The organism is Chitinophaga sp. (assembly GCF_036569185.1).
GTDB lineage: Bacteria > Bacteroidota > Bacteroidia > Chitinophagales > Chitinophagaceae > Chitinophaga.
Genome location: NZ_DATCRD010000155.1, coordinates 1 through 16,751 on the forward strand (window position 1 = coordinate 1; position 16,751 = coordinate 16,751).

Sequence of the window (16,751 nt, forward strand, 5' to 3'; positions counted from 1 at the left end):
TGGAAGGGCGTGAAACTGAATGTGATAAAAGATAAGAATGCCCCGCTGGAATTATATGATCTCAGCAAGGACCCTAAAGAACAACATAATGTAGCTGCCGCGCATATGGATATTGTGCAGCAAATGAACAGCTATATTAAATCGGAACATATAGAAAGCGATGTGTTCCCGTTGACAGGGAAATAGAAGAACTGCAAAAAATAGAGGCTGTATCATAAATAACTTTTGCCTGTTTTTATTCGGGTACCTGTTGGAGAGATTTTTCGTTTACACGATTCTCAAGCCCATCAAGTTAATTATGATACAGCCTCTTATTAAGCCTGATAGTTGATCAGGTTATCCAATCCTTCTCTGATAGCGTCTGTTGTAACGGATGAGAGAGCAGCCATCTCTGCTATAATATTTTCTTCCTTCACCGAGGTACCGCAACGCGATCCCGTTACCTCCAGCAATTGCCGCCAGGTAACAAAAGGCCCGGGGAAATCATCATCCCTGAATTCAATGCCCAGCTTATCTTCCATATCCATTAACAGCTCCAGGAAGCCGGCATACCAGTTATGCCGGTCCAGCAGGACGCGTGTGCGTGTTATAGCTTCCGGTGAATTAATCTTTGGATGGCCGCAATGGCTGCAGGTTACCTGTGGCAGGAGCATATCTGATACCTGGAAACAGGATTTGCCGTTGCACTGCTCACACACATAAACCCAAGGTCCCATATGTTGCTTTTTAAACGCAAGATCTGAATAAATAATTAAATGCTATTTTTGATGCGAATAAATAAAGTAATGGAAGGAAAGGATCATTGGGAAAACATCTATAGTAATAAGACGCCGGAAGAAATGAGCTGGACACAGGAGGTACCGGCCACTTCTCTCGCGTTAATAAACAGCTTTCACGTACCCAAAAACGCCCCGGTGATTGATATTGGAGGAGGAGAAAGTAAACTGGTAGATCACCTGCTAGCCGCCGGTTATACAGACATTACCGTACTGGATATCTCAGCACAGGCGTTGGAGCGTGCAAAAGCGCGATTGGGAGAGCAGGCCCAAAAGGTGAACTGGCTGGTACAGGACATTACTACGTTTACGCCTGCACGTACTTATGCGGTGTGGCACGATAGAGCCACTTTTCATTTTCTAACTACTTCGGAACAAATAGCCGCTTACCTGCAGGCAGCCGCTAAAGCAATAAATGGCTATATGGCCATTGGGACCTTTTCTGATAAAGGCCCTGAAAAATGCAGTGGCCTCATTATAAAACAATATTCCGAAGAAGCCTTAACGGAACAGTTGACCCCGTTATTTGAAAAGCTGCATTGCGCCACAGAAGATCATATTACCCCTTTCAATACCCGGCAGCATTTCTTATTCTGTAGTTTTAAATCGCGCTGATGCATAAATAACCAACTATTTTTCCGCATCTTGATGATCACAAATCAGTAGCACAGCCATATCGCATTCAGAAAAACAGCCGGTGAATGGGCGTAACTTCAGCAGCGCCGGCTTTTTTTATCTCAAAAAAAAAGTAGAAGAAAGACTTGACTCTAACGTTACGTCATAGCCTACCTTTGTTTTTAACCAAACAGTTACTAAAGTGATGAAGCAGTATGCGGTAAATAAACTGGCAAAACTGGCGGGTGTGAGTGTGCGCACGCTCCACTATTACGACCAGATCGGTTTGCTGACGCCATCTGTGCGTACCTCCGCGGGGTACAGGCTATATAGCGAAGCGGAATTGCTCCGGTTGCAGCAGATCCTTTTTTACAGGGAGCTGGATGTAGAGCTGAAAGAGATCGGCAATATACTCGATGATCCGGGTTTCGACCTGGTGCATGCACTGGAATCGCACCGGCAGATGCTGTTGTCAAAGAAAAGCCGAATCGAAGCTTTAGTAGCTACGGTGGAGAAAACCATTTTTCACTTAAAAAACAAGGTAAACATGAATGCAGAAGATCTATATGCAGGCCTGCCAAAGGAACAGGCGGAAGCCTGGCGTCGCGAAGCAAAGGAAAAGTGGCCGGACCAGGTAGCGCATGCAGAAAAGCAGTTGCTTACAATGGATAAAGAAAGCTACAGGCAGCTGCAGGAAGGCTTTAAGGCCAACGGCGAAATACTGGCTTCACTGGCGGCTGCGGGCCAGGACCCGGCGTCGGACCAGGTGCAGCAGGAAATAGCAGTTCATTACCGGTATATCCTGCAGTTCTGGGGTAAAGCCGGTAACCAGGCAGCAGCCTATAAGGGCCTGGGCGATCTGCTGGCCAATGATGAAAGGTATACACAGGTAAATGGCGCCGCCAACCCGGCTTTGGGCAAATTTATGCAGCAGGCCATTCACATTTATGCGGAGCGTAAATTGCAGTAAACATAAACAGGGTACGGTGATAATGCCGTACCCTGTTTTTTATTTTTTGAGAGATGTGATTACCAGGCCCCCAACTCGGAGAGGACCGCATAATGCGAGCCCGCATAATTGGAAGCAGTCACAATTTTGATATACTTAGCGGAAACAGTTGCTCCGAAAGAGATATACTGCTTACTGTTTACATTCGCCAGCGTAAAGTTACCCCTCGATGTATAGGTGATATTATCGGTGCTGGTGTATACCGAAATATCTTTTAAAGATCCGTTCAGGTTGGCGCGTTGCAGGAATGCCAGTCCCTGTATAGACTGTATAGCATTCATGTTTACAATCACCGTATGCGGGTGCGCCGGCTGTACAGATTTCCATTGTGTATGCCATACCGTTGCCTGGTCGTTGTCCAGCAGGTTGATGGCGGGGCCATCGTCTTCCTGGCTGCTTACGTAGGCAATGCTCCAGGAAGATTTATTCAGTTCATCTTTGGTGCTGATATCCAGTACAGGTTCGTTGTTTACAAAAGTATACGGGTAAGAGATCTCCGTGGAAGAACCGTTGGTATACAGGAAACGGATGCGCAGGGCATAGTTGCCGGTTGTTTTATGAAATTCACTGATGGGCATACTCAGCTGGATACTGTCGCCGGAAGGCGCAGCTACCCATGGTACGGCGTCGTAATCATTTCCTCCTTCGGGGTCGTTATATACGTTTACGTTATTTACTGTTTGCGTGGAAGAGAATTTCACTTTCAGCACAATGTTGCCACCCGTGTAACTGGCTTTAATGATATTGATGGTAGTATTTCCGCCGCCATAAATACCAGTGGCGGTACTGGTGCGGAACACCTGTGAATTGTTGAGAATAGCAGCGCTGGCAGCAGTGAGGAAGGTGGCGCTTTTACCATAGGTATAATTACCGCTTCCCATAAGGGCCGTACCTTTGGCGGGATCTGCGGCCTCTGATACTTTCTCTTTGTTATGCGGCAGGTTAAGGCCGTGCCCCAGTTCATGCATAAGGCCGCCTATCCATTTGGTAGCCCGGTTGCCCAGCGTGGTATTCTGTCCCAGGTAACTGGTATCCATTTGTGCATAGTCGAGCGCAAAGCACCAGCGGCCCAAACCATAGAAGGGCACGCCACCGGGATCGCCGTCGGAAGCGTAGGTGCTGGCAGGCATAATTACCAGTGTGTGCTCACTGTGCTTATCAGCGGGGTGTGCGGCAAACCAGGTATTCAGCTCACCGATGGCGGTATTGCCGCCTCCTTCATAAGGATAACCGGTTTTGGGCAACGCGCCTTTTACTACTGTGATCTTCACTTTACCGGCGGAATCCAGCCGCAGTCCGAAGGAGCGGTCCCCATAACCGTAATAGTTCATCCATTTACCGTAGAAGCGTTGACCCTGTAATAAAATGCCGTTTAGCCGTTCCCGGTAGTTAACGATGGTGTCGGCATCGGAAGGTACAAAGTAAACCACATTCAGGTCGTACGCACTTGGCGTAAAGCTTTGCAAATTGGATTTACTTTTGTCGGGCACAGGCTGCAAATCCCCGCCGGGAGATCGTTTACAGGCCATGAAAAGCGTAGGCAGTAACAGCATGCCTGCTAACAGGGAATGAAGGTTTTTCCTTTTCATTGTTCAGATTTATTGATTAACAAAAACAGTACGAATCGACAGATTTTGGTTTAAGGTTTTCCGGGTTACGCGGTGATGCGTTTCACATAATCAGGTAAACTAAATTAAGTATTTGTTTCAGAAAGCAAAAAAAATAATAATCCGAAAACAACTTTGACTACTTTTTCAGCGGGGAATAAATTCTATAGAAATCAGGAAAAATATATAATATCGCAGTTATTAGCACCTAAGTAATATGTCTGATCAGCCAAAAAATGACATACAATGGATGAATCGCCTGCGGGAGCATGATGCAGACGCCTTTACAGAGATTTATAATGCCTACTGGGAAAAGCTGCTGGCCATTGCTTATAACAGGTTATCGGACCTGCAGGCGGCGGAAGACATTGTACAGGATGTATTTGCCAGTTTATGGCATCACCGCGAAGATGCCGCCATTACCAACGCAGGCGCCTACCTGGCCACCGCGGTAAAATATAAGATACTGGACCGCGCCCGAAGGGAGAAGCTGCTAAGGCAGTACCAGCAACTGTATGGCGCCACTGTGCCACTGGCTGCTGCCAGCCCGGAAGCCAGTTTGCAATACAAGCATATACAGGAGCTATACCAGCGGGAAGTAAATAACCTCCCGGAAAAATGCCAGCTTATTTTCCGTTATTCCAGGGAACAAGGGATGCCTGTCAAGAAAATTGCCCAGGAATTGAATATCTCTCCTAAAACCGTGGAAAACCAGATCACTAAAGCACTTCATCACCTGAAGGATAGTATCAGAAGCCTTTTCCTCTCCCTCTTTTTATAGAAAAGAAAATATTTTTTCACCGGGCATAGGGGATGTGTTACCCTTGTTCGACTTATCCATGTAATCTGCTTGTTATGAAGGTCAGCCAGGAATTATCAGACGCTATTGAAAAATATCTCCGGGGAGAAGCTACCCCGGAAGAAACAGCGCTGGTAAACGAATGGTATGGCGCGTTCAATGATACCACCGTTATCGTCAATGACTCCACAAGCACCAAAGAAGAAATTGATCAGCGCATGAGAAGCGCCCTGGCCCGGCTTACTATGCAGGAAACGCCGTTCCCGGAAGTGAAGCGCATATTTCCCTTAAAGCGCTGGGTGGCAGCGGCTTCCATCGCGCTGCTGATTGGCGCAGGCGCTATGTATATGCTGAACCGGAAACCGGCGGCGCCGGCTCCTGTTACCGCTGTGCGGCCATCTGCAGCGCCGGTAATGCCGGGGGGCAACAAAGCGGTATTGATCCTCGACGACGGATCGGCGGTTACACTCGGTGAAAACGCCAGGCAGCAGGCTATCAGCCAGCAGGGCGCAAGCATCCGGCTGCAGCAACAATCGCTCGTATACAACAATACCAGTGCACCGGTATCCGCAGCAATCGCGTATAATACGCTGAAAACGCCACGTGGCGGCCAGTTTTCGCTGGTACTGCCGGATGGTACCAAAGTATGGCTAAACGCCGCCAGCTCCCTGAAATACCCGGTAGCGTTCAATGACAAGGAGCGTAAAGTGATCCTTTCCGGTGAGGCCTATTTTGAAGTGGCGAAAAACCAGCAGCAACCTTTTATAGTACAGCTGCCCCGTATGCAGGTACAGGTATTGGGTACGCAGTTCAATGTAATGGCTTATGCCGATGAAGCACATGTGCGTACCACCTTAGTACAGGGCGCTGTAAAAGTGAACAATGAAAAAAATACTCAGCTGCTGAAGCCCGGCCAGCAGGCCACCCTGGCCAATGATGCCATGGATTTCAAAGTGGGCGGGGCAGATGTGAACAGCGCCATTGCCTGGAAAGAAGGAAAGTTCCATTTTGCAGGAGAAGAGATCAGCGTTACGCTCCGGCAGATTGCCCGCTGGTACGACCTGTCCCTGCGTTACGAAAACGGTGAGCCAAAAGGGCATCTCAGCGCGGAACTTCCCCGCAGCACCAGCCTGGAGAATATGCTGAAAATGCTGGATGGAAGCGGCATCCGTTGCCGGGTGAGCAACCATGAACTGATTGTATCAGGGAACTGATATTCCACTGTGAACGTTAATGAGAAGAAAAATAAAGTGTAAACAATGAACTGGTAATCAACCAAATGATGCCAATGGACAGCACCTGCTGACTATTATTCTTATCGCTTAAATCTATCATCTAATACTACAAATTGTATGAGCATGACTCTGCATGAAAGGGCCTCTTGTGCCAGGAGGGTTTTATTGTCTAAAATTTTTCAGGTTATGAAACTGACTGCGGTTTTACTCTTAGTAGTGAGTTTGCATGTAGCCGCCCGGGGCTTTTCGCAAACACTTACCCTGCATCAGCGCAATGCGTTGCTGACAGATCTTTTTAAAAGCATTACCAAACAAACAGGGTATAGCTTTATGTATCGCGACGAACTATTGAATAAAGCAGGGCGGGTAGATGTATCCGTTACCAACGCCACCTTAAAACAGGCAATGGACGCCTGCTTGCAGGGACAGCCTTTTGTTTATACCATTGTAGACAAAGTGATTGTGATAGATGAAAAGAAAGCGCCTGTAACAATAGCGCCTGCAGCAGATTTACGCGGACTGGTAGTGAACGAAAAGAATGAGCCGCTGCCTGGCGCATCTGTAGTGATCAAAGGCACCGCAAAACGTACCACCACCAACGAAAAAGGGGAATTCATCCTGCATGATGTAGACCTGCAGGATGCGGAACTGGTGGTGGATTATATCGGTTATGAAAGACAGGAGATAAAACTCGGAGGCCGTTCATCCGTTAATGTTAACCTCAAACAAAAAAACTCCAATCTCACTGATGTGGTAGTAGTGGGATACGCTACGCAGAAACGTGTAAACATGACCGGCGCCGTTTCAAGTATTGGAGGTAAAAGCCTGGACGACCGCCCCGTTACTAACGTGTCCAGCGCCCTGGCCGGTTTAAGCCCGGGACTGCAGGTGCAGCAGGCGTCCGGGAAGCCGGGCAGCGATAAGGCCACCCTGCGCATCAGGGGAGTAGGCACATTGAACAACAGCGATCCACTGGTGGTGATCGACGGGATTGTGGGCGTAATGGACGCGGTGAACCCCAACGATATTGAAAGTATTTCCGTGCTCAAAGATGCCGCGTCTGCCTCTATTTACGGCTCCCTGGCTGCCAACGGCGTAATCCTTATCACCACGAAAAAAGGCAGCAGGAATAAAACCACGGTTACCTACAGCGGCATGATGTCTACCACGCAGCCAACCAATATGCCCGCTTTTGTGAACGACTACGTGCGTTACATGAACCTTTATAATGAAAGCGCCCGTAACCTGGGCCAGGCGGAGCTTTTCTCACAATCTACCATCAATACCTGGATGGAAGCCAATAAACATCCAAATGATACCAATGCTTTTGGTATTCCCAATAATGTGGCGTATTCCAATACCGACTGGTCTGATGTGGTGTTCCAGCATAACCTGCTGCAAAATCATAACGTATCCGTTTCCGGCGGGGGCGATAAAGTGAAATATCTTTTCTCACTCGGTTACCTCAATAATCCCGGTGTAATGGAGAACACAGGCACCGAACGTTACCAGATACGACTGAACCTGGATTCAAAAGTAAATGATTTTTTAAGCGTTGGGACGCAAACGTTTGCATCGATGCAGTCGTTTGGAATGGGCAATACAGATAATGCCTTTAACTATCTGCGCCAAACCACGCCCGGTGTGCCTCCGCGCTACCAGGGAAAATTCGGTTTCCCATCTGCCATTGAAGAATCAGCCACTGCCAACAACATCTTACTATACCTGAATAACGTGGGTGGTAACGATGCGGAATCAAGGTTTAATTCCACTGTATATGCTACCCTCCACCTGCTGAAAGGATTAACATTTGAAACAAGATATAACTACCAGCTGCGCTTCCGGGAGAAGAATTCCTTTGACGTTCCTTTCGATAAATGGGACTTTACCACCAATGTAGCCAGACAACCGGCAACTACACCGGATCAGCTGACCACCTCCTACGCCTACGATAAAAATTATACTTCTACCATCGATAATGTATTGCGTTATACCACGCAACTGCCCGGCGGTCACAACATCAGCGCGTTAGCCGGTTATAACCAGAACTACTATTATTATTCGCAGATAAGCGCCAGCAAAAAAGGCCTGATCGATAAAAACATCACCAGCATTGGTTCGGCTTCTGATATCAATAACATCATTAACGGCAACGAATACGACCGCTCCATGCGCAGCTGGTTCGGCAGGATCAATTACGCGTACCGCGACCGCTACCTGTTTGAAGGTAATATCCGCTACGACGGCTCCTCTAAATTTGCCCCGCAAACACGCTGGGGTTTCTTCCCCTCTTTTTCCGCCGGCTGGCGTTTAACGGAAGAAGCTTTCCTGGAATCCCTCAAAGAAAGTTTTCAGCAGCTGAAGCTCCGTGCATCCTGGGGCAAACTTGGTAACAACGCTTCCGGTGAATACGACTACCAGGCATTATATAACGGCGTAAACTATTCCTTTAACGGCGCCGTGGCAAGCGCGCTGGCTATTACCAAAATCGGTAACCCGGCACTCATGTGGGAATCCACCGCCATTACTGATATCGGCCTGGAAGGAACTACCCTCGGAGGTAACCTCAGCTTTGAAGTAGACTATTACCGTAAGTTAACCACAGGTATCCTTACCACACCGCCTATTGCACTTACGGTAGGTACAGCATCTGCACCCACAGCCAACACGGCTTCCGTACTGAACAGGGGAATTGAAGTAACAGTAGGTTATGGAAACAAGATCGGGGAAGTGAGCTTCAACGTAACCGGTAACATCGCCTATAACAAAAATGAAGTGGTGGGCTATAAAGGCAAACTGAAGGAAGGATACACCACCGATGCCGCCGGTAATAAAATCTATAGCTCCAACCTGGGCAGCGTTTCCAGTTCAAGCGGCAATAACTGGATCCTGGAAGGGCACCAGATCAATGAATATTACCTCTTCGATCTGTATAAGGGCAATGGCGCGCACTTCAATGCAGATGGCAGCGTGAATAAGAACGGCGGTCCGAAAGACGGTATGATCCGCACGGAAGAAGATATGGCCTGGCTGAACGGCATGATCGCCGCAGGCTACAGCTTCCTGCCCTCCGGCGCCACGGGCAAAGGAAAACTGTGGTACGGTGATCTTATTTATGCCGACACCAACGGCGATGGCATCTACGGAAATAATTACGACAGAACCTTTACAGGCTCCAGTGGTACACCTAAGTATAACTTTGGCCTGTCGGCCAACGCATCCTGGAAAGGAATTGATTTTTCTATGATCTGGACCGGCAGCGCCGGCTCACAGTTTTACTATAACGACCGCGGTTACCTCAGCTCTGTCACTTCTGCCGGCAATGCCATCGGCTTAATGGTAGCAGATGATCATTACTATTACAACGATGCCAATCCCGCTGATCCGGCCAATAATATCAACGGGAAATATCCGCGCCTGAAGCTCAATACCGATGCGCAAAACAGCCAGGCAAGCCGCTTCTACCTGTTCAACGCTTCTTATGTGAAACTGAAAAATGTACAGGTGGGATACACCATTTCTCCTAAGTCCGGCAACCGCTTACCTATCAGCAAAGCCAGGATCTTCGTATCCGGCGAAAACCTGCTGATGATCACGAAGTATCCGGGGCTGGATCCCGAAATGGGCGCCGGTGTTGGATATCCGACAATGAAGCAGTATGCCATGGGCGTAAACGTAACGTTTTAGTATTTAAAAACAGTCATTATGAAGAAGTACACCATCACTATATATGCAATGAGCCTGCTTACCCTGGCAGGTTGCAAAAAGAACCTGCTGGACACCACCTCTTATACGCAGGTAGGTACACAAACCATGTGGACCTCCGACAATCTCACCGACCAGGGAGTGGCCGGGGTATACAATTCGCTGCGCCTGAACATAGATGCCGGCAGCGCTTCCGGTAATGAGCTGTACCAGCTGGACCGCTACGGCGTTACCGGTATGGTGCGCGATGCCGATGCACTGCAAACAGGTACCATCACGCCTTCCAGCGGTATGTTCAGCAACAACTGGAAGCAGTTGTATGAAGGGGTACAACGTGCTAACGACGCTATCAAAAATATCCCGCTAAAGTCGCCCTCCACTGCGGAAAAGAAAGCCCGCTACCTGGCGGAGTGTAAATTCCTGCGCGCATACGCCTACTTCAGGCTGAACCAACTCTGGAAAGGCGTGCCCGTATACCTGGAACCATTTACCGCTGACCAGGCCACCAAAGGACGTGAAACAGAAGAGGCGGTATGGCAGGTAGTGATCAACGATCTTACCGACTGTATCAATGAGCCGCAACTCCCCGCCAAATATGCAAAAGGCAGCCCTTTTTATGGCCATATTACCAAAGGCGCCGCTTACGCATTACGGGGAAAAACCTACCTGTACCAGCAGAAATGGGCATTGGCGGCAGCAGATTTCAGTAAAGTAAAAGAGGCAGGCTATACGTTGTTCACCGGTGGTTACCGGCAGCTTTTTAAAGAAGCCAATGAACAATGCGATGAAATGATTTTCTCTATCCAGAATGTAGGCATGAGCGGTTATGGTTCCACCACACAGTTTTTTTGTGGCAACCGCAGCTCTTTTGGTTCCTGCTGGAATACCTATCTCATATCGCCCGTGCTGGTAGACCTGTATGAAAACGCCGATGGCAGCAAATTCAACTGGGATGATATTATGCCGGGCTATAACAGCATGGCGCCGGAAAAGCGGGAAGTGTTTTTCTTCAGGGATCACCTTACCACGGCGGAGATCAACGCAGCGAAAGCGCGGGGACTGGATATGACCCTTTACCTGCCGGACGGTAATGAAGCAAGGGTAAAGCTGGCCTATGCCAACCGCGATCCGCGTTTAGCCGCCAACGTTATTACGCCCTACTCCGAATACCTGGGCGTAAATGGCAACGCCAGCCAGGCTTTCGTGAGCCGCTGGCCATTCCGTTCCAATACTACGCCCACCTGGGATGTAGCTACAGACACCAAAGCCTATTTTTATTACCTGCACCGCAAATTTGTATATGAAGGCGCAACGGAAACGCCTAATCGTGCGTATGGTCCTACCGACTTCCCGGTGATCCGCTATGCAGACGTATTGCTGATGTGGGCCGAAGCGCTGAACGAACAGGGTTTCAGCCAGGAGGTGGTGGATATGGTGAACCAGGTGCGTAACCGCGCCGGCGCCGCACCACTGCAATCGTCCGATGCCAGCAAGCCTACCTTTGTTGCCAATCAAACTGATATGCGCCAGCGTATCCGCAACGAGCGCCGTGTGGAGTTCCCCAATGAAGGCATCAACTTTTTTGATGAGCTGCGCTGGAAAACATGGAAGGACATGGTGTTCGCCAACGGCGCCGGCCTGAAACAGGTGTGGGGCGGCAATGTGGTTACCTATTCCTGGAAAGGGGATTATATTTATACCTGGCCTGTTCCACAGGCGGAAATAGAAAGGAATGCCAATCTGAAACAGAATGCAGGTTGGGTGAACTGACGGTTTACAAGAGTGCCTCATGGTCTGGAATGACTGTGGGGCTTTTTTATGGGATAGCCCGGCAAAATAAAAAGTAATAAATTTGATTATGCCGGAAGTATTAAGTAAAAGAGAACAGCAAAGAAGATTTCTCCTGGGATATGAATATGCTTTTAACAGTTCCTCTGTAAGAAGCAACTGGAAGAAAGCCTTTCCCCTGTGGTATTCAGCCGCCTCAAATGGTCACAGAAGAGCGCAATTTTATATGGGCGTTTGCTATGATTTTGGAACCGGGGTGAAGAAGGATAGGGAGGAAGCATTTTACTGGTACCTTAAAGCCGCCATGCAGGGGCATATGGAGGCGCAGTTTAATGTAGGACTGTTTTTTAAAAGCGGCATATATGTTAACAAAGATGATAAAAGAGCAGTGAAATGGTTTATGCTTTCCGCCAAACAAGGCGACAATTGGGCACGGAATGAACTGGGGTATAGTTATTTTTATGGTAATGGTATAGAAAAAGATCATCACAAAGCTGTTTACTGGTATAAACTGGCCGCCAGGAACAACGACGCCAGGGCGCTCTATAATTTAGCCCTGTGTTATAAACACGGCCATGGCGTGGTACAATCGCACCGCTGGGCAAAGTATTATTTTGAAAAAGCGGGAAGAAAAGGGCACAGCAAAGCGTTGATGCAGTTGGAAGAATACGTATGAGATTAGCTGGGCACTAAGATGATTGTTTCAAAATAGAAAATACATTATGAAAAACAGTAGGGCTTCCTCCAGTCCACAGCTGTTTATATTCATATCCCTTCAGACTGCCATCTGCCATGAATACAAAAAATAATCTGCCTGCTATCCTTACAGAGCCATCAGTCCCATCATATTCAAATCTTAACGTCCCGGACTCTCTTGAATAATAAGAAGTTGACTCCCAATTAAGTCCCGCACCGCCAGCAGGAATATATATTCGTCCGTTCCTCAGAAAGTTGAAATGTGCAGGCAAGCTACTGCCACTTCTGTCGGTGATAGTTCCTTTCCAGGTGGTGCCTTCTATTACCTGTTCTATTTCTGCATTATTGATCTCGCTGTGGATAATTTTCCAGTTTGATTGACTAAAAGTAAAATCTGTCAATTTCCCTTCTAAGGCAATCTTTGCCGACACCTGTGAGGCTGTCGCGTCAAATCCAAACGTAATAGTACCGGTATTTTTGTCGATAGTGTATTTGCCATTGTAAGTACCTGAGTATTCCCTCCAAATAAAAGTACCGTCTTCTTTGAAAGTCATATTAAACGGTTCTGTTACCGGCTTGTTTGCATATTTAAATTCACCACTCCAGGTTTTGCTCCTGAAAAGTTCACCGTATTTATCCCCTGGGCCGGGATCATTATTATTGCTTTTACTACAACCGGCTGTTGCTATTATAGCTGCTATCAACAGCAAGGCAATGAATAATTTGGTTTTCATTACTGAACATTTTATGAAATGCAAAAAGGAAATAACTGCTACCTGATATCCCGGTGCTCCACTACCGCACCATAATCATTACTATTTATTCCGGCCATCTTCGTTTCCGCGCTGTAGCACTGTATAATACGTATGTATGGAATTAAGGTTGAACAGCACGATGAATTTATGCTTTTACTATAGCGCAGACAGGGCGAACCAGCAGTTTACGGATTTCATTTATTATTTGGCGAAATAAGGGATGTAACTGGTAAGGGTAATAAAAAGAGCATTTACCGGTAAAAAACTTGCTTTTACCGGCATGATGCTGCCATTAACCCATTTGTACTAGGCTGCAGTAAAGCAACCGCCTATTTTCGTAGTCATATCCAAAACCATTATCGTATGAATGAAGCAGTTGAAATCAATGCGATCAAAGCGGCCAACAATGCCCTCTATCATGCGTTCCGGACGCTGGATTTCAGGGCCGCTTCCGCAAATCTTACAGAAGATTGCGACTATATAACATTCAATGGCATGCACCTGAAAGGACGGGAAGAATACGTTACCCTGCACGAGCAGTTGATGAACAATTTTATGTTTAAAGGAGCAAGGTTGCATGGCCAGATTCAACAGGTGCGTTTCCTGGATGAAAACGTAGCATTGGTAATAGCTACCGGCGCTATCCGTTTCCGCTGGCAAAAAAAGATACCCGAAAGCCGGCAGTCGGTGAATACCACGGTGTGGCTGAAAAGCCCGGATGGCCAGTGGCAGATGTCGGCTTTTCACAATTGCCGCATAAAAAAAATGAACTGGCTGGCCAGGTGGATCATGGGGGCAACAAAAAAAGCGGCCCTGCAAAAGCAGCCGCAAATCACCCCTGGATTCCGGGAAAACAGGACTAACTCCCTTTCCTTATCCCGTCTATACTCCAGCGGTATGCCGGTAAAGTAGATAATAAAAAGCTACCTGCACTGGCAGTGAATACAGAGTAATTCAATGGCGCAGTGATGCCTAGCGCTATTGTCATAGCCAGTGCAAAACCAAGCAGCAGCAGGCCGCTGCCAATGGCAGCCCATCGTGTCCAAAAACCGGTGATCAGCAGGATGGCAAAAATTATTTCTGCCCCGGAAGCTATGCCTGCGAAAATTTCCGCTACAGCGTAGGGGAGAAAGAACATCAGTTTAGAGGCATATTGCATAAAATGCTGCCAGTCGCCCCAGCCCACATCCGGCGCGCCCGGAGGGCCCCACGCGCCAAACCGGTCGAGCCCCGCGCATAAATAACTGGCGCCTAATCCCACCCGTAAAAAGAGCTGGGATAAATCCTGTTTAATCGTCATGTTCTGATATTTTTTTGATAGATAAAAATAGTGCAGGCATTGCTTTACGGGATAGTCCAGTTTTCAATCGGGTAATAGTCCAGCTATAAATTTACCGGACTTTTAATGAATATCATTAATTTCAATCCCTGAAAAAATATATCCCGCATGAAAAAATGGCTGACAGGCTTTCTTATCGTACTGGCAATAACAGTTACCGCCTTCAAGCCCCGGAAAATAACCTGGGTGGCTATCGGCGATTCCATTACTTACCTTAATGAGCACCAGAATGAAACAGGGAACCGCATCACCAAAGGATATATGACAAGGGTAACCGAAAAGCTGCCACATATTCAGTATATCAATAAGGGCTACAACGGCTGGACTTCCGGCGGGATAGCTGATGCCATCGAAAAACTGGACCTGGTAAAAGCAGATGTATACTCCGTTTTTCTCGGTACCAACGACTGGTGGGGAGGCCGCCCCGTTGGCAATTTTTCCGACTATCTTCAGCAAACCGGTAATGGTACTGTATACGGCGCATTCCGGACGATCATTGATAAACTGAGATCACTGAACAAAAAAGCGCATATCATCCTGATCACCCCGTTGCAGCGGGGCGATTTTGTTTACATCAATGATATGAACAACAACGCCTGGGGCTCTTACAGGGAAAAGAAAGGACAGCAGCTTTCACAGGTGGTGGCAGCGATCGATTCCATTGCCCGCTACGAACATTTCGATTTGCTGGATCTGTATCATAACAGCGGTATCACCCTGGAAAATATAGTGAAGTACAAACGCCTGAAAGATCCCGCCACTGGCGAATACCGCGACTATCGCTGGCCGGACTACAAGGATATTCCCTTTCATCCCGGTACTGATGAATACCCCTACCCGGTAGCTGCGATAGATATGACCTATGATGGTTTACATCCTTCTGATAAAGGATATGAGGTGATTGCAGGTATGCTGGTAAAAATAATGAAACGTTATTAAACGGGCAGTGGCTGGAAATCAAACATATTGATAACTTGGAAAGTTGGTTAACCCTTAAGTAACCTGCTGCTTTATATACTCTCTGCAATAAATATATTATATTACCCCAGGTTTAAATCTTAAATAATGGCGATTAACTTACAAAAAGGACAACGGATCGATATCGGCCTTTCCAAGATCAGTATTGGGTTGGGCTGGCATCCGAATGAAGGCACAGGCTCAGATTTTGACCTGGACGCTTCCGCATTTATGATCGATGAAACCCGGCACATTATCCAGGAAGAATTTTTCATTTTCTATGGAAATACCGATTCCCCGGATGGCGCGCTGCATCATACCGGTGATGATCCTACCGGCGGAAACAGTGCAGACGGCGACGATGAAACCATCCAGGTGGATCTTACCAGGATAGATCCCCGTGTAAAGGAAATTTTGTTCGTGGTAACCATCCATGAAGCCATCAGCAGGCGGCAGAACTTCGGACAGGTAAGGGATTCCTACATCCGTATAGTGGACGATTCCAATGGGAACGAAATTGCGAAATATGAACTGGGAGAAGATTTCTCTATAGAAACAGGCGTGGAATTCGGGCGACTGTACCTGAAAGATGGTAAATGGAAATTTGAAGCATCCGGTATCGGCTACAGGGAAGACCTGGCTTACTTCCTATCCAAATATTTTAAAGGTCAGATTATTAAATAACCCCCTGATAAACCATCACCTATGGCTATTAACCTGGTAAAAGGTCAGACGATTGACCTGCGTAAAAACGATAAAGGAGAAGAATTCGATCTGTCTACCGTCACCATCGGATTAGGCTGGGACGTAAGACAAACAAAAGCCAAAGAAGGCGGCTTCCTCGGGAAACTTTTCGGTACCGAAAAGAAAGAAGAAGAATATGACCTGGATGCAGTGGCAATGCTGCTCGACAGCAACGGTAAAGTGGCCAACCTCGGCAGAACGGTACAAACAAGGGATGGCAGATCAGTAGGATTGTATGAGGGAGATGTGATCTTCTTTAACTCCATGCGCCATCCTTCCGGTAATATCTGGCTCACCGGCGATAACCGCACCGGGGCCGGCGATGGTGATGATGAACAGATCATCATCAAACTGGATCAGATGGAAAGCAAATACGACAAGATCCTGTTTATGGTAACCATCTACAACGGGCGCGCCAATAATCAGCACTTTGGAATGATCGAGAACGCATTCATCCGCGCAGTTGATAACAGGGGAAAGGAAATAGCGAAATTCAGCCTGTCGGGCGACAGCACCTACAACGGTATGTGCTCTATGACATTTGCAGAGATCTATCGTAAAGACGGCGCCTGGAAATTCAGGGCCCTCGGTAATCCGCATCCATCCGACAGCTTCGTGGATGAACTGAAGAAGTTAACCTACTCCTGATAACAAAAACACCTATATTCAGCATAGATCCATCCTGCGGCAATATACCGTTCCGCAGGATGGAATGTTACCCTTTTC

The 16,751-nt window shown here is 47.5% G+C and carries 15 protein-coding genes and 1 pseudogene; 12 read left to right on the forward strand and 4 right to left on the reverse strand.

The window, feature by feature from the left end:
- Window positions 1-186, forward strand: a pseudogene (locus VIM72_RS11220) (arylsulfatase); the annotation flags it as partial.
- Window positions 187-314: 128 nt separating this feature from the next.
- Here the strand turns inward: VIM72_RS11220 and VIM72_RS11225 are convergent.
- Window positions 315-716: a hypothetical protein gene (locus VIM72_RS11225; protein WP_332002928.1), complete on the reverse strand. Its 402-nt coding sequence runs from the start codon at window positions 714-716 to the stop codon at window positions 315-317.
- Between the two features lie 51 nt (window positions 717-767).
- Between VIM72_RS11225 and VIM72_RS11230 the strand changes: the two genes are divergently transcribed.
- Together VIM72_RS11230 and VIM72_RS11235 are read left to right on the forward strand one after the other, a co-directional pair.
- Complete coding sequence (locus VIM72_RS11230; RefSeq protein WP_332002929.1) at window positions 768-1,391, forward strand: class I SAM-dependent methyltransferase; 624 nt, start codon at window positions 768-770, stop codon at window positions 1,389-1,391.
- A 205-nt stretch (window positions 1,392-1,596) separates the two neighbouring features.
- Window positions 1,597-2,361 (forward strand): MerR family transcriptional regulator, encoded by a 765-nt coding sequence (locus VIM72_RS11235; protein WP_332002956.1) that lies wholly within the window; start codon window positions 1,597-1,599, stop codon window positions 2,359-2,361.
- Between the two features lie 59 nt (window positions 2,362-2,420).
- Here VIM72_RS11235 and VIM72_RS11240 read toward each other — a convergent pair whose 3' ends face one another.
- A complete protein-coding gene (locus VIM72_RS11240; RefSeq protein ID WP_332002930.1) occupies window positions 2,421-3,989 on the reverse strand; it encodes a discoidin domain-containing protein in 1,569 nt (522 codons plus the stop codon).
- A 235-nt stretch (window positions 3,990-4,224) separates the two neighbouring features.
- Here VIM72_RS11240 and VIM72_RS11245 point away from each other — a divergent pair, with 235 nt between their 5' ends.
- The 5 genes from VIM72_RS11245 (at window position 4,225) to VIM72_RS11265 (ending at window position 12,210) form a co-directional block, all read left to right on the forward strand.
- Window positions 4,225-4,788, forward strand: coding sequence for an RNA polymerase sigma-70 factor (locus tag VIM72_RS11245; protein ID WP_332002931.1), 564 nt, complete (start codon window positions 4,225-4,227; stop codon window positions 4,786-4,788).
- A gap of 74 nt (window positions 4,789-4,862) precedes the next feature.
- The gene (locus tag VIM72_RS11250; protein WP_332002932.1) at window positions 4,863-6,020 is read left to right on the forward strand and encodes a FecR family protein; all 1,158 of its coding nucleotides are present in this window, start codon (window positions 4,863-4,865) and stop codon (window positions 6,018-6,020) included.
- 207 nt (window positions 6,021-6,227) lie between these two features.
- Window positions 6,228-9,728 (forward strand): TonB-dependent receptor, encoded by a 3,501-nt coding sequence (locus VIM72_RS11255; protein ID WP_332002933.1) that lies wholly within the window; start codon window positions 6,228-6,230, stop codon window positions 9,726-9,728.
- A gap of 18 nt (window positions 9,729-9,746) precedes the next feature.
- Complete coding sequence (locus VIM72_RS11260) at window positions 9,747-11,516, forward strand: RagB/SusD family nutrient uptake outer membrane protein (RefSeq protein ID WP_332002934.1); 1,770 nt, start codon at window positions 9,747-9,749, stop codon at window positions 11,514-11,516.
- Window positions 11,517-11,604: 88 nt separating this feature from the next.
- Window positions 11,605-12,210, forward strand: a complete 606-nt coding sequence (locus tag VIM72_RS11265) for a tetratricopeptide repeat protein (RefSeq protein WP_332002935.1) — start codon at window positions 11,605-11,607, stop codon at window positions 12,208-12,210.
- Between the two features lie 13 nt (window positions 12,211-12,223).
- Here the strand turns inward: VIM72_RS11265 and VIM72_RS11270 are convergent, their stop codons facing one another.
- Complete coding sequence (locus tag VIM72_RS11270) at window positions 12,224-12,964, reverse strand: lipocalin-like domain-containing protein (RefSeq protein WP_332002936.1); 741 nt, start codon at window positions 12,962-12,964, stop codon at window positions 12,224-12,226.
- 384 nt (window positions 12,965-13,348) lie between these two features.
- Between VIM72_RS11270 and VIM72_RS11275 the strand changes: the two genes are divergently transcribed.
- On the forward strand, window positions 13,349-13,897 hold the full coding sequence (locus VIM72_RS11275; protein ID WP_332002937.1) for an SgcJ/EcaC family oxidoreductase: 549 nt from the start codon (window positions 13,349-13,351) through the stop codon (window positions 13,895-13,897).
- On the opposite strand, the gene VIM72_RS11280 is transcribed toward VIM72_RS11275, so the two are convergent.
- Entirely contained in the window at window positions 13,845-14,285 is a 441-nt protein-coding gene (locus tag VIM72_RS11280; protein ID WP_332002938.1) for a DoxX family protein, read from the reverse strand. The two genes, VIM72_RS11275 and VIM72_RS11280, sit on opposite strands and share 53 nt — an antisense overlap.
- Window positions 14,286-14,432: 147 nt before the next feature.
- On the opposite strand from VIM72_RS11280, the gene VIM72_RS11285 reads away from it, so the two are divergent.
- The 3 genes from VIM72_RS11285 to VIM72_RS11295 all read left to right on the forward strand — a co-directional run bounded on the left by VIM72_RS11285 (window position 14,433) and on the right by VIM72_RS11295 (window position 16,673).
- The gene (locus VIM72_RS11285) at window positions 14,433-15,263 is read left to right on the forward strand and encodes an SGNH/GDSL hydrolase family protein (RefSeq protein ID WP_332002939.1); all 831 of its coding nucleotides are present in this window, start codon (window positions 14,433-14,435) and stop codon (window positions 15,261-15,263) included.
- Window positions 15,264-15,389: 126 nt separating this feature from the next.
- Window positions 15,390-15,965 (forward strand): TerD family protein, encoded by a 576-nt coding sequence (locus tag VIM72_RS11290; RefSeq protein WP_332002940.1) that lies wholly within the window; start codon window positions 15,390-15,392, stop codon window positions 15,963-15,965.
- Between the two features lie 21 nt (window positions 15,966-15,986).
- Window positions 15,987-16,673: a TerD family protein gene (locus VIM72_RS11295; protein WP_332002941.1), complete on the forward strand. Its 687-nt coding sequence runs from the start codon at window positions 15,987-15,989 to the stop codon at window positions 16,671-16,673.
- Window positions 16,674-16,751: the final 78 nt, after the last annotated feature.

Bases quoted from the DNA above. Each gene is read 5' to 3' on its own strand.
- VIM72_RS11285 (WP_332002939.1), top strand. From the start codon at position 14,433: ATGAAAAAATGGCTGACAGGCTTTCTTATCGTACTGGCAATAACAGTT.
- VIM72_RS11225 (WP_332002928.1), bottom strand. From the start codon at position 716: ATGGGACCTTGGGTTTATGTGTGTGAGCAGTGCAACGGCAAATCCTGT.
- VIM72_RS11240 (WP_332002930.1), bottom strand. From the start codon at position 3,989: ATGAAAAGGAAAAACCTTCATTCCCTGTTAGCAGGCATGCTGTTACTG.
- VIM72_RS11275 (WP_332002937.1), top strand. From the start codon at position 13,349: ATGAATGAAGCAGTTGAAATCAATGCGATCAAAGCGGCCAACAATGCC.
- VIM72_RS11295 (WP_332002941.1), top strand. From the start codon at position 15,987: ATGGCTATTAACCTGGTAAAAGGTCAGACGATTGACCTGCGTAAAAAC.
- VIM72_RS11230 (WP_332002929.1), top strand. From the start codon at position 768: ATGCGAATAAATAAAGTAATGGAAGGAAAGGATCATTGGGAAAACATC.
- VIM72_RS11245 (WP_332002931.1), top strand. From the start codon at position 4,225: ATGTCTGATCAGCCAAAAAATGACATACAATGGATGAATCGCCTGCGG.
- VIM72_RS11235 (WP_332002956.1), top strand. From the start codon at position 1,597: ATGAAGCAGTATGCGGTAAATAAACTGGCAAAACTGGCGGGTGTGAGT.
- VIM72_RS11290 (WP_332002940.1), top strand. From the start codon at position 15,390: ATGGCGATTAACTTACAAAAAGGACAACGGATCGATATCGGCCTTTCC.
- VIM72_RS11250 (WP_332002932.1), top strand. From the start codon at position 4,863: ATGAAGGTCAGCCAGGAATTATCAGACGCTATTGAAAAATATCTCCGG.
- VIM72_RS11280 (WP_332002938.1), bottom strand. From the start codon at position 14,285: ATGACGATTAAACAGGATTTATCCCAGCTCTTTTTACGGGTGGGATTA.
- VIM72_RS11265 (WP_332002935.1), top strand. From the start codon at position 11,605: ATGCCGGAAGTATTAAGTAAAAGAGAACAGCAAAGAAGATTTCTCCTG.
- VIM72_RS11270 (WP_332002936.1), bottom strand. From the start codon at position 12,964: ATGAAAACCAAATTATTCATTGCCTTGCTGTTGATAGCAGCTATAATA.
- VIM72_RS11255 (WP_332002933.1), top strand. From the start codon at position 6,228: ATGAAACTGACTGCGGTTTTACTCTTAGTAGTGAGTTTGCATGTAGCC.
- VIM72_RS11260 (WP_332002934.1), top strand. From the start codon at position 9,747: ATGAAGAAGTACACCATCACTATATATGCAATGAGCCTGCTTACCCTG.